The sequence below is a fragment of the Psychrobacter sp. TS_SC_6 genome, assembly GCF_056156305.1.
The window spans coordinates 782,969-796,257 of the sequence record NZ_CM149590.1 but is presented as its reverse complement, the minus strand read 5'-3'; the positions used below and the strand labels follow the sequence as shown (position 1 = coordinate 796,257).

The window sequence follows — 13,289 nt, the reverse complement described above, 5'->3', positions numbered from 1 at the left end:
ATAGTTTTTACTCAGTAGCAATGAGTCAGTAAAAGCTTATGAATCGTTACTGTTTAGAATTACGAGGATAAGGATAAATGCAAAGTTTTGACCACCTAATTACCACTCGCCCTCATGAAGTGCGGCAAGTATTGATTAGCGATTTGCATTTATCGCCCCAAGAGCCTGCCTTAGTGCAGGCTTTTTTGGCGCTGCTTGATGATTGCCTTGCTCTGCCTGCGCTAAAACGCCTATTTATATTGGGTGACTGGTTTGAAGTCTGGCTTGGGGATGATTTTTATTTGTCTTTATCCGAAGAGGAACGACAAATACATTGGCTCACACCACTTATCATTAAATTAAAGAAACTGCGCATAGCTGGTTGTGAGATTTTAATCATGCATGGCAACCGTGATTTTTTGTTAGGTCAGCCTTTTTGTAATATATTCGGTGGCGAGCTTATTTATGAGCCGTATACCTTAACCGTTGGACCGCAAAACTATCGCTTAGAACACGGCGATGCACTATGCCTTGATGATAAAAAGTATCAATTTTTTCGTAAAGTAATGCGTAATCGTTTGACGCAGTGGTATTTGCTTAATAAATCGTTAGAGAAACGCTTGGCGATTGCTGATAAAATGCGGCAAAAAAGTCAGCAAAATAATGCCAAGAAAGCCACGCATATCATGGATGTTAACGAAGCCGCAGTGAACAAAGCTATTTATCGCTTTGACGCCCTACTACATGGTCATACCCATCGTCCTGAAATCCACCAAAGTAATGAGGGTAAAACTCGCTATGTACTTGGTGATTGGCGACTGTTAAATAAGGACAAGCGCCAGCAAAAAGTGAGTGCCGTGATTGGTGCGATTACAGCAAGCGTAGATGAAGGTATTATGGCTGATAGTGCAGAGTTTGACTTGTTTGAGTTTAACATGCCTATTTAAATACCTGAACATCAAAACTGCTGCTGTTATTCTTATACAATGAAAAACTCCGTTATAAAACGGAGTTTTTTAGTTATTAACATCATTATTTTTAAACAACCTTTGAAAGCAACGATTATCCAAAAATATTGATTTCAACCTATCTCACCACCCCGCCAATGAAGACGCGCTACGCTGAGTAATAAAACCATCTGGCGTTTGACCATTGGCTGCTTGCCAGCGCTGGAATGCATTGCGAGTATTGGTACCTACGATACCGTCAGAGCCTTTTGTGTCATAGCCTGAGCTTGTCAAACGCTGTTGTAAATTGCGTACTTGCGACGTCGATAACGGACGCTCATAACGTGGCCATGACTTTTGTAAACCGCCTTGTCCAATCAGCGCTTTACCCAGTAAGCTGACACCAAGGGCATAGCTTGATGAGTTGTTATAGACTTTTATGACATCAAAGTTTGGACTGAGTAGCAGTACTGGACCGTCTTTCCCTGCTGGCAGCCACAACTCCATTTGAGTGTTACCATCCAAGGACACATCAGCTATGGTATCGACGCCCATCGACGCCCATCTAGCAGCAGGCTGCTTGGTACCAACCAGTGTGTAATCAAATGATGACGGAATGGTTGCTTCATAAAATGGTGCCAAACCACGTACCCAACCTGAATTGCTCAGATAATTAGCAGTAGACGCCAAGGCGTCGCCCGTCGACCATGGATTGCGATGTCCATTACCATCACCGTCAACCCCATGCTTAAGCCAGGTATCAGGGATAAACTGCGTCTGCCCCATACCGCCTGCCCAAGAGCCATCGAGCTGTGACCAAGACACATCGCCGCGCTGCAATAGTGTCGCTAGTGATAATAGCTGAGTTTCGGCAAATTCTTGACGGCGCCCATCATAAGCAAGGCTGGCTAGCGAGCTTGGAATACTACTGTTACCCGTTACTACGCCGTATGAAGACTCCATGCCCCAAATCGCTGCAATGATTTCTGCATTGACGCCATATTGCGACTGCAACTGCGATAAATACGTGCGTTGCTCAGCCAACTTACGCTTGCCAGTACTGACACGACCATCTGATACCGCAGAATCGACATATTCCCATGGCATTTTTGAAAACTCTGGCTGTCCTGAATCAAGCGAGATGACTTGTTGATTTAAATACGCAGAATCGAGCAGACGACGAACCGTAGCAGCATCATGACCTGATGAAATGGCACGCATAGAAAAATCAGACTTCCAATCAGAAAAACTGTTGTAGCTTGGTTTGGCAACGGGTGTTGGTTTAATGACCGGTGCTGGAGTCGGCTTCACTTGAATGGTTTGAGTCTGGGTAATTTGCACATTACCTTGACGAACTGGCTTATTAGGTTGCTGCATCGCCTGCTGACTGGTACAGCCGACCATCACTAGAGCGGGGAAAAAGGCAAGGTAGTGTTTATTTAATCGCATAAGAGGTCTCAAGTATTCATAAGTAAAGTGCAATGTGTCTTAGGTAATTCCATTTAATCGCCAAACAATAATAAATTTAACGCCCTAGTACCGCTCGTGGATCAATAGGGTTGCCATTTAAGCGTACTTGAAATTCCAAACCCACTTGATTGGTCTGACCACTACTACCCATATTTGCGATACGTTGACCACGTTGGACGCTATCGCCTTCTTTAACCAACAGCTGGCTATTATGGGCATAAGCAGTGATATAGTTGTCACTATGACGAATCATAATCAAGTTGCCATACTCTGGCAGACCGTTACCCGAATAAAGAACCGTACCTGCTTGGCTTGCTTGCACTGGGTCACCTACGTTACCAGCAAACCACATGCCCATCGTGCTAGATGCAGCGTCAAAATTACGGGTTATTTGGTTGCGAGTCGGATACTCATAGCCTGACGTTGCATTGGCAGTCACTTCATAGACGGGCGGTTGTGAATAGTTAGGCGTGCTTGTCACAGGCGGTGTATAGGTTGGCTGTGTAGATGCAGAGTTATTGTTCGAAGGATTGTAGCGATTACTATTATTCGCGCTTGCTGGCTCACCTTGCCATAGTTTGAGCCACTGACCACTATAAATGGTGTATTTACTGTCTAAGCCATTCAGTGAACCAATTTGCCGGTAATTGAGATTATAGCGCGCCGCCACTTGACTGACCGTATCGCCGCGCTGCACACGATGATAGTTAGGAACCCCTTGATTATTGGTAATAATCTTCGGTCCTGCTTGGTTGGCTGATTGGTAAGTGGGTTTCGTAGCGCAACCTACCATCGTTACTGTGGCAGCAGCCATCGTGCCTAGCAATGCCACTGTGATAAATCGTGATCCAGCAATAAGCTTCTTCATACAAGATTTCCTATTCTTTATGTTACGTACAAACTCCTTGTGTGACTCACAAGCATTTTGCTAACTGTTATACCGTTAAAGTGTTTAGCTATCTTAGCTGCCATCATCAATATTCGATTCATCTTACAGCATTAACGCTGATAGCATATCGAGTGTGGCGGCTGGCGTATGGTGCAAACGTACAGGCGATAGACTGATGTAACCTCTGGCAACCGCTTGATCATCAGTCATAGTAGTACCAGACGAATCATGATCAGTATTATCTGCCAATGTATCCTGACGCTTGCGTAGTGATAACCAATATGCATCTCGCCCGCGTGGATCTACCACATGATGGACAGGACGCGCTATTTTCCTATGCCCCAACGCTGTCATCTTGCGACCGTTAATCTCATCAGCATTACTTACATCAGGAATATTAACGTTTAATACGTGATAGGGCAAATTTTTGCAAATATCCAATATTGGCGTATCTCTCAATAATTTCACAATCTCCCTTGCTGCCATTTGATAATGACGCTCACATTCCTGCTCACTGCTTTTCGCCCCACCGCCTACCAATGAGGTCGCAATAGCGGGTATGCCAAATAACTGAGCGGTTAATGCCGCCCCAAAAGTGCCTGAGAACAAAACGTCTTGACCAAGATTGGCACCTGAATTGATGCCCGTAATCACACAATCAAAGTCTGTGTCAGAATATATTTCGTTTAATGCCAGATAAATACAGTCAGCTGGTGTGCCATTGACAGTAATAAAACCAGAAGGCAATTGATGCATATATAAGGGTGTGGTGATACTTAAGGCACTGGCGCAGCCGCTTTGCTCGCTATCTGGCGCGACCACCATGACCTCGGCAATAGTAGATAATGCCTCATGTAGTGCCAGCAAACCTGGTGCATAAACCCCATCATCATTGCTCATTAAAATCTTCATATTTACTCAATCTATTTATGAATGACCGTTCATCCACTTATCTATGTTATTTGCGTAAAGTTGCTATAATCACCGCTATTGGCACTAAAGTCATTTTACTTAAAAGCATAATAATCAAAGCTATATCAGTTATTTGTACTGCTCATCTATGTTTGCTTGCATAGTGGTAAGTAGCTATGATTATTTCGGGCGATTATACCCTAGTAGACTATTGAGACGAACCCACTCTTTATACATAATTTTCATAATAACTTAGCTTTTTGAATGATTTGACCATAGCAAAACCCCTCTTTTTCAGCATTAGAAGCCTGCGCTGAGGTTACAGTAGACTACAACCCACAACATTTACAACTTATACTTTTATGTTGAGGTAACTTACCGGTTTATAATGCGGCTATGTTGCTGGAGGCCTGATTTAGCTCACAATATCTCTACACATAAATCAATATTTTATGTGACATTTGTTTTTTTACCCATTAACATAGCACCATTAAATAAAGATAAGCGAGTGTGATACTGAATGAAAAATCAATCGATATTATCTATGACTTCTGTACTGGCAATAAGTGCCTCAAAAGTCGGGCTAGCAGCATTGATAACATCTATTGCGATGCTGTCTCAAGCCACAAATGCTGCACCCAATTCTGCGACAACCATACCTTTAGATTTATCTGGTATCAATATCACAAAACATGAAATTGCGGTTATGCAAGTGCTGTCAGAGATATGCCCGCCGATGCTAAATGGTAAGCAAAAGCAGCGTTTTTATAAGTCTTATAACGTACAGCTTCATGAGTTGATGCCGTCATTAGAAGACCCAAAAGCAGCTATCCAGTACTTATCTACTCAGCAAGATTATCGTCAAATTCTGCAAGGCATTCGTAGCTGGACGATGGGATTTTCTAAGCAAGACAATAAAGCATTGTGTGAAGATTTAGCGAATGCTGAATATCAGTAGTAGCCCTTTATCGATACGCTATTTTATCGAAATACGTTTTTAAGCCCTATTAAGAGATTAAAGAGGTAAAGATCGCCATAATTAACGATAACAATCTACCTTCTTATCTCTTTAATATCTGTATAAAGTGGTCAAATAAGTATTATATAAGCCAGCTCTAATGGCTTATTTATTTAGATAACTTGCTACAAAAAGCTTGCTGCTATCCTTGTTAAATAATAGGGATAGCAGCAAGCTTTTTTATGAGTGGAGTTTATAAAATTATTCACTCTATTTTTAATATAGTCGGTGAAAAGTAATATCGATACAACACGTACTGCTGGTGCAAATTTTTCTTGCTTGCTGTGCCTACGCAGACAGAGGCTGCAAAAAATTTACACCAGCAATACTGTAGCGACTTTAAAGTATTTCAACTATAACGTCTTATTTTATTGTATTTATCGTTTCCCCATCGGGCGGCATTTTGCTAAGATAAGGCGTTAATTTTATGTCCGTTGCTTTAGTCTCCTCTACTCTCAAAAAATCCATGGTTTAACCTGAGATTTAACATAGTCTGCCAAAGATTGTGTAAAGGTATGGTGTTGGGGACAAGCGACAGATACATTTGGTTTTATGATGCGGTGTAACAATCTATGACAGTAAAGCGTGTGAAAAAACAGCTGGTGCAGCTGGTAGTGGGTGTCAGTATTTCTATGGGTGCAGTGATGGCAAGTGCAGCCATACAGCCGCCTGAGATGGCAAATACTGCGTATGTATTAATGGACTATAATACGGGTGAAATTTTGGCACAGAAAAATGCCAATCAAGCCTTGCCGCCAGCATCTTTGACCAAAATGATGACCAGTTACATCATTGAACAGCGCTTAGCTTCAGGCGATCTCAAAGAAACCGATCAGGTACTGATGAGCCCGAATGCTTGGTGCCGTGGCAGTAGTAGCCAGTCGTGTATGTATGTACCGGTGAATAAGAGCGCAAGTGTCATCGATATGCTACGCGGTATTATTATCCAATCAGGTAATGACGCTTCAAAAGCAATGGCTGAGCATATCGCTGGTAGTGAAGCATCGTTTGCTATCTTGATGAATGAGCAAGCGCAAAAGATTGGCATGGAGAATACCAATTTCGTCAACTCTACTGGTATGCCTGATGAAGCTCACCAAGCATCTGCTTTAGATTTGGCCAAGCTATCACGCGCCATCATCAAAAATAGTGGTGAATATTATGGGCTTTATGCAGAAAAAGAGTTTACCTATAACGGTATTACCCAAGGCAATCGTAATGCTCTACTCGCAACCGACCCCACGGTTGATGGTCTAAAAACAGGACATACGGATGCAGCTGGGTATTGTTTAGCAGCCTCAAGTAACCGTGAAGGTATGCGCCTAATCTCTGTCATTATGGGCACTGAAAGTCAGCAAGCACGTGCTGATCAGTCGCGTGAGTTGCTCAATTGGGGTTTTGGTCACTTCACAACCGTTACTCAAGCACCTGCTGGGCAGTTTGTCAGCAAAGTTCCTGTCTGGTTTGGTGAAGCAAAAGAGCTAGAAGTAGCGACTGGTGATAATTTGCAGATTTTGACTACTAAGACTCAAAAGAATAAAATCACTACTGTGGTCGATATTCCTGAAAGCTTGGAAGCGCCTATCAAAAAGGGTCAAGAAATCGGTAAAATGATGGCTGTGATAGATGGCAAAGTAGTGGCTTCTGTGCCTGTGATTGCGACAAGCGATATTGAGCAATCAGGCTTTATGAGCCGTATCTGGCAACGCTTTTCTCGTTGGACACAGAACTTATTTTAAGCACAATGATAGTATTTTGAAATAATGCTTTTATCATGAATTTCAACATAAAAGAGACGTCTCATATCGAGGCGTCTTTTTTATGTCTAAAATTTTATATTTCTAACTATTTTTATGACCATGTTAGCCAGCTTTTTAGTAAATCACTCAACACTTTGTCTTCGTATTTGGCAACTTCGCAATAGTCTATACCTGCAGCCTTTAGACCAAACTCAAAATCGGCTAAATGTTTTGCTTGCTGCTGTGGATACCAAAACACTAATAACGTTCGATATTCTGTCTCAGCCAGACGAATATGACTCGCTAATGAGGCTGCTTTTCGGGGGAACACATCTTCTGCAAACATCAGCATGTTAAATTGCTTTGCATGTACCTCATCGATAACCAGTTGCTCATGTTGATAGCAGACCACATCAGCACCCAAACGCTGTAATTGATCTACCAACAACCCTTTTTCATGATAGTAGTAATAAATAATTTTTAAGCCACGCAGATGTTGCTGTTGTTGAGAGTGGTGTTGATTAGACATAGGAATAGTAACTGTAAAATTCGTACCAATACCTAAATTGCTCTCTACCTCAATGCTAGCCCCCATCAGCTGAGCCATCTGCTTACCCACTGGCAGACCAATTCCCGACCCTTCGTACTGGCGAGTTTGCGATGAATCTACCTGAAAAAATGGATTAAAAATATCTTCAATAAAACTGCTGTCAATCCCGATACCAGTGTCCTTTATGCTAATCTGCCAGCGATTGCTGTTATCAAAATGGGTCAGTTGCGACGTAATGGTGATTTGACCTGCTGGTGTGAACTTCATGGCGTTACTGACCAATATCGCTAAAATTTGCTGTATTCTTTCAGCATCGCCTTCGAGGATATAATCATTATGATGGATATGACTGATTAACGTTAAGCCCTTTTTCTTAATAGCTGGTTCAAACTCTGCCAATAAGTCAGCGATGAGTTGCAATGGATTAAATTCGTGCACATGTAGGCTGATTTGACCTTTCTGGATTTGATTTAACTGAATAATTTGATTTAAGGTTAAGACCAGTTTGTCACTACCCTCTCGAATAATATCAACCGCGTCTCTTTGCTCGTGATTTAACTTTTCATCATCTAGTAGCTGTAAGCCGCCAACGATCGCATTTAGTGAAGTTTTTAGCTCATGGGTAATCATACTTTGGAAATTATGTAACTGCACATCAAGCGACACATCTTTATGATGCAGTTGTTGCTCGAAAGCCGCAAGTGCCTGATAATCTTGCTTTGCAATTTGCAGACGATCAAATAGGGTAATAAAAGCCTGTTTAATCTGTACCAACTCCTGAAACTCAAAACGCTGTTGAATCAGAGGTAACTGCTCAATATCTGGATTTTTTATAACTATATCGCAGGCTGCTGTCAGATTGGCGATATCTTTTGACGGCCAATTCAGCTTACGCAGGATAAACAACGCCCAAATAATCGCCAGTAGCGTTGTCATGAGCCATAGCAGTAGGTTCTTTTTAATCCAATTCTCACGCAGCGTCGTCACATCTAAAGTAATATTCAGATAACCAACCAGAGCATCTTCTTTAGGTGAAATAATTTTATTAGTAGGATCGCCAACGACTGGATAGTTAAAGCTAACTGTATTAGCAAATAATGCATTTTTCCAATCATCTCTTAAGTGATTGGCTTCAACAATAGGCTGAGAGGTGGTAAAAAATAAAATACTCTCAATGCCTTGCTCTTTTTCTAATAAAAAATGTATTTGTTCATCAACGATATCGGTAGAATTTGCTATCGATGCGCTAATAGTCAGTAATGTCGCCAAATCCTGAATATGCTGGCGTGTGTCTTTGTAATAGTGGACAAATCCATAGATAAAAGACACTAATAGACCTGCCAGTACAGCCAAAACCATGGTCTGTATGATAGAGTGCCAGATAAGCGTAGGAAGTGTCTGATGTGGGCGGTTGTTCATATCACTCAACTGAGTTAGACAACTTTTGATTATAGTACAGGTATTTTATAGCAGTTATAAGTGAAAATTGATATTTTAAGGCAATTAATAAATAGTGCCCTAAATTGCAAAATGCCATGACAACTGATACAGCCGTCATGACAAAGCACATTTAGAAAGCCTGATAGATAGTATCAAAAGGTTTTTATCGGCTAGCTACTACTACCCAAAAGCGCAAATATGATTACATTAACGCTTTTTATCTTTGTTGGTAAATCTCGGCTTATCTTTGGTGGTAAATTTCTGCGTACGATTACGTTCACGTTGACGTAACTGTTGGGTTTTGGCTTTGGTTGGCGTATCGCTTTTATTAGCATACGGGTTTTCATTCAGTTTAAAGACTACGTTTAGTGGCGTGCCTTCTAACTTAAATACCTGACGGAATTGATTTTCAAGATAGCGCTGATAGCTCTTAGGTAACGAACCAGTTTGATTACCATGAATTACGATAACGGGTGGATTGTGTCCACCGATATGCGCATAACGCAACTTAATACGGCGACCAGCGACCGTTGGCGGTGGATTGGCAGTAACAGCATCTTGCAAAATCTGCGTCAAACGGTTGGTGGATACCTCAAACATTGACGATTGATAAGCACGCAAAATAGACGGATATAAATTACCCACGCCCGTACCATGCAATGCTGAGATTTGATGGACTTTTACGTAAGGAATAAAGTTAAAACGGCGATCCATCTCAATTTTGATATAGTTCTTTTGATCGGCAGTCAGACCATCCCACTTATTAATTGCAACTACTAGCGCACGACCTGCATCCAACGCATAGCCAATCATATGCAAATCTTGATCGACAATACCTTCATGAGCATCAATGACAATAACGGTCACGTTAGAGTCTTCAATCGCTTGCAAAGTTTTGATAACTGAGAATTTTTCTACTTTTTCATCGATTTTACCACGGCGACGAACACCAGCCGTATCAATCAATACGTAATCTTTACCTTCACGCGTATATGGGATATAGATACTATCACGAGTGGTACCCGGCATATCAAAGACGACAACGCGGTCTTCACCAAGCAAACGGTTGACTAGCGTCGATTTACCAACGTTTGGACGACCAATAATAGCAAGTTTCAAACCTCTGGGCTCAACCACATTTTCCTGACTAGGCATATCAGCGGTTAATACCTCGAGCAGATTGCCGACACCACGACCATGACTTGCTGCCATTGGATATGGTTCGCCTAAACCTAATGCATAAAATTCAGCAGGCGCCGAATCATGCACACCATCTACTTTGTTGGCAACGACATATACAGGCTTGCCAAGAGTGTGTAAAAACTTACCAATCTCAGCATCGGCACCAATCATACCAGCACGCGCGTCGACCACAAATACAATGATATCGGCTTCATGAATGGCAGTATACGACTGCTCAGACATATAATCATCGATATCGCCTCTGCCATCGTCCGCTTCACCAATACCACCGGTATCAACGACAATAAAAGCTTTGTCTTCGTAGGTCGCATCACCGTATTGACGGTCACGAGTCAATCCTGACAAATCAGCAACCAATGCCTGCCGACTTTTAGTGAACTGATTAAATAAGGTGGATTTACCGACGTTTGGACGACCAATTAAGGCGACCACAGGCTTGATACTCATGGGTTACTCTCAGTGAAAGGCACAATGACGGACAGTGCAACTACTTAGATACAATCTTTTTACAACGTAAATTTACCGTTATAAAAAAGCAAAAAGTAGCCGCCGTTGACCGCAAATTTAAAGGAATGATAAGATAAAACGATAGCCAGAAAATAGTTCTTGGCTATCTTACAATGAATAAATGATATTCAGAGGGATGCATCACATATGAATATTATCTGTCACTATTATATATAGATAACACCAATAATGCACCGGTCGCATAGCGTACGCGAAAGCCAATATGTAAACAAGCAATTTTACAAGGCATTAAACGCTGACTATGCAGCGTTTTTTGTTCCTTTTACTATTAGGTGACTTATTATTAGATGACCTATTATTAGATGACCTATTTAATGAGCGATATAGAAAAATGCTCATTAAATAGGACTGCAAGTGACTAAGATTAGCGTGCCAACTGCCAAATCGCTACTTGACCTGAGGTACTTTGGGTCATTAAGCGGCTGCCTTGCACTTGCAAATTGGTCAACGCGCCTTTGGTCTGTACACGGCTAACAATCTTACCCGTGGCTGGGTCAAATAAATGCACCACCCCATCAAAGTCGCCCACAGCGATATAATTGCCAATCATCACAGGATTGGTCAAATGGCGATAAGCCAATTCTTCACTTTCCCATAGAACAGCACCATTACTGCGGTTATAAGCAACCACTTTACCGTCTAAGCTTGTCGCAATCACTTGCTGCTTGTTGACTGCAAGCGCTCTTAAACTGGCAAGCTCATTAACAAACATCACTTGGTTCGATGCCAAATCAATACCGAGTAACTGACCACTATAACTAATGGCAAATAACTGGTTGTTATCTACGATTGGCATACCATCAACGTCGCTCATACGTTCAACTTCGCTGCTGCCTGTACCCACACCAACGCGTCTTGACCATAATGGCAGGCCATTATCTACCGTGACAGCATGCAAGCGTCCGTCGGCAGTCGCCAGCAGCGCCGTCTTAGCATCTAATAACGTTGGTGCAGCGCTACCGCGTACACTAATCGCTGGAACTTGGGTAGCAAACTGCCAAACGGACTGACCATTCTGCAGCGATAAGCCATGTAGAAAACCATCATTGGCTGACAAGATAACGCGGTTATTGCTAATGAGCGCTGGCGTTAATACTGAACCAGTAAGCTGTTGCTGCCAGCGTTTTGCACCTGTTACGCTATCAAATGCCATAACCAGACCACCGCGCGTACTAATAATAGCAGTTTGGCTTAGCTCATCTATCGCAACACCACCTGTAATCTGGTCGCCAACATTTACCGACCACAGGCGCTGACCCGCTTTGTCAAAACCCACCAAATCACCACTGCGAGAGGCAGTAACGACTTGCGAATTAGAATAGCCGACTTGCAAAGTCAGCGGATCTTTTTTACTGACGTTTTTATTGCCAAGGTCGGTACTAAAAACCGGTTGCAATACGCTAACGGGTTGCACGATTTGTACCAATTTTACAGGGTCGTTGACGACTGGCTTGATACCTCGATTACATCCAATGACCGCAGTTGCCATCACTGCAATTACGGCTACATGCATGGCCGTTGAGCGCATGGTCTTGGCTTTGATGGTTTTGTTAAAGCGAATAGCTTGAGTCATTATAGGTCTCACTACAAATAAATTAATCATTAATAAATTAGCATTTAATCAGTGACAAAAACGATAATAACTTAGTAAAAATAAGTATCAGTTACCACCATATCCCTTCCGACTGATTAGGCCACTTCCTTTGTAGAACGATTTGAGGTATTACCATGTCTATCGAGATTAGTACTCAAATTTTTAATACTAAGTCTTTATTGCCGAATATTTAGCCCTACTATTTTATGCACCAGCACCAGTATTGGCTGCTACTGAATCTTCGCTCGCTGGCGCTTGCGATGTGGCCGTAGACTCTTGAATAATACCAGTTTGCTCTGCAATAGGCTCAGGGACGATACCCAAGCTTTCCATTTTTAATGCCAATACTGCGCGAGTCTCTTGACGCTCACGTAATAAGCTCCAAGCATTATTATAGGATTTAATCGCTGAATCTGTATTGTCTTGTGCCAAATAAATATCACCCAGTAATTCTTGCTGACTGGCTTCAAATGAGCTTGGCATATCACGGCTGGCTTCTGTTAATGCTGCTTTTGCATCGCCTGCTGCCAAAAGCGTGGTCGCATAGCGCAAACGGGTAATTGCCTCTAGACCTGCATCACCCAAATCTATCGCCAATGCTTTTTTAAAGGTATCGCCTGCTGCCTTAAAATCATCATTGTCAACTTGCTGACGCGCTTTAATCATCAAAGCCTGCCAAGCATAGACCGACTCTCCATGAGTGCCAACTAAAGTATCGATGTTCTTATCTAGCTGAATACGACTCTTCTCTAACGATGCTTTGGCTTCAGCTTCTAGATCTGGATTTTGCGTTGCCAAGCTAACTTCTTCATTAAGACGTTGAATATCCGCATATTGATCGGCTGCAACGGTATCGACACGTGCATGATTGTCCTGCCAATAAGTCCAGCCAAAATAAGCGGCTAACGCCAATAAAATCGCGGTGACAATATAGCTGCCATACTGCTTTAACGCTTGCATTGAGTTGTCTGCATTCGGCGAATTAGGGGTCAGAGCCATATACTTTTACCTGATCAATTT

At 42.2% G+C, this 13,289-nt stretch carries 10 protein-coding genes; 3 read left to right on the top strand and 7 right to left on the bottom strand.

All coding sequences use genetic code 11. The features are described from left to right. Positions 1–77 precede the first annotated feature (77 nt). Positions 78–926 carry a UDP-2,3-diacylglucosamine diphosphatase gene (locus AC0J5Y_RS03490; RefSeq protein ID WP_475131536.1) on the top strand — a complete coding sequence of 283 codons (849 nt, stop codon included), beginning with the start codon at positions 78–80 and terminating at the stop codon, positions 924–926. A 144-nt stretch (positions 927–1,070) separates the two neighbouring features. Here AC0J5Y_RS03490 and AC0J5Y_RS03485 read toward each other — a convergent pair whose 3' ends face one another. From AC0J5Y_RS03485 to surE, 3 genes are all read right to left on the bottom strand, one after another. After that, positions 1,071–2,375 (bottom strand): lytic murein transglycosylase, encoded by a 1,305-nt coding sequence (locus AC0J5Y_RS03485; protein ID WP_475131535.1) that lies wholly within the window; start codon positions 2,373–2,375, stop codon positions 1,071–1,073. 76 nt (positions 2,376–2,451) lie between these two features. After that, positions 2,452–3,264, bottom strand: a complete 813-nt coding sequence (locus AC0J5Y_RS03480) for a peptidoglycan DD-metalloendopeptidase family protein (RefSeq protein ID WP_475131534.1) — start codon at positions 3,262–3,264, stop codon at positions 2,452–2,454. 123 nt (positions 3,265–3,387) lie between these two features. Then, positions 3,388–4,197, bottom strand: coding sequence for a 5'/3'-nucleotidase SurE (surE, locus tag AC0J5Y_RS03475; RefSeq protein WP_475131533.1), 810 nt, complete (start codon positions 4,195–4,197; stop codon positions 3,388–3,390). A gap of 520 nt (positions 4,198–4,717) precedes the next feature. Between surE and AC0J5Y_RS03470 the strand changes: the two genes are divergently transcribed. Continuing rightward, positions 4,718–5,155, top strand: coding sequence for an MCR_0457 family protein (locus AC0J5Y_RS03470; protein ID WP_475131532.1), 438 nt, complete (start codon positions 4,718–4,720; stop codon positions 5,153–5,155). A gap of 632 nt (positions 5,156–5,787) precedes the next feature. Further along, positions 5,788–6,954 (top strand): D-alanyl-D-alanine carboxypeptidase family protein, encoded by a 1,167-nt coding sequence (locus AC0J5Y_RS03465; RefSeq protein ID WP_475131531.1) that lies wholly within the window; start codon positions 5,788–5,790, stop codon positions 6,952–6,954. Between the two features lie 112 nt (positions 6,955–7,066). Here AC0J5Y_RS03465 and AC0J5Y_RS03460 read toward each other — a convergent pair whose 3' ends face one another. The 4 genes from AC0J5Y_RS03460 to AC0J5Y_RS03445 form a co-directional block, all read right to left on the bottom strand. Beyond that, positions 7,067–8,923 carry a sensor histidine kinase gene (locus tag AC0J5Y_RS03460; RefSeq protein ID WP_475131530.1) on the bottom strand — a complete coding sequence of 619 codons (1,857 nt, stop codon included), beginning with the start codon at positions 8,921–8,923 and terminating at the stop codon, positions 7,067–7,069. Between the two features lie 228 nt (positions 8,924–9,151). Next, complete coding sequence (der, locus tag AC0J5Y_RS03455; RefSeq protein WP_475131529.1) at positions 9,152–10,594, bottom strand: ribosome biogenesis GTPase Der; 1,443 nt, start codon at positions 10,592–10,594, stop codon at positions 9,152–9,154. Between the two features lie 445 nt (positions 10,595–11,039). Beyond that, entirely contained in the window at positions 11,040–12,248 is a 1,209-nt protein-coding gene (gene bamB, locus AC0J5Y_RS03450; RefSeq protein ID WP_475131528.1) for an outer membrane protein assembly factor BamB, read from the bottom strand. A 225-nt stretch (positions 12,249–12,473) separates the two neighbouring features. Next, a complete protein-coding gene (locus tag AC0J5Y_RS03445) occupies positions 12,474–13,268 on the bottom strand; it encodes a YfgM family protein (RefSeq protein WP_475131527.1) in 795 nt (264 codons plus the stop codon). Positions 13,269–13,289 lie beyond the last annotated feature (21 nt).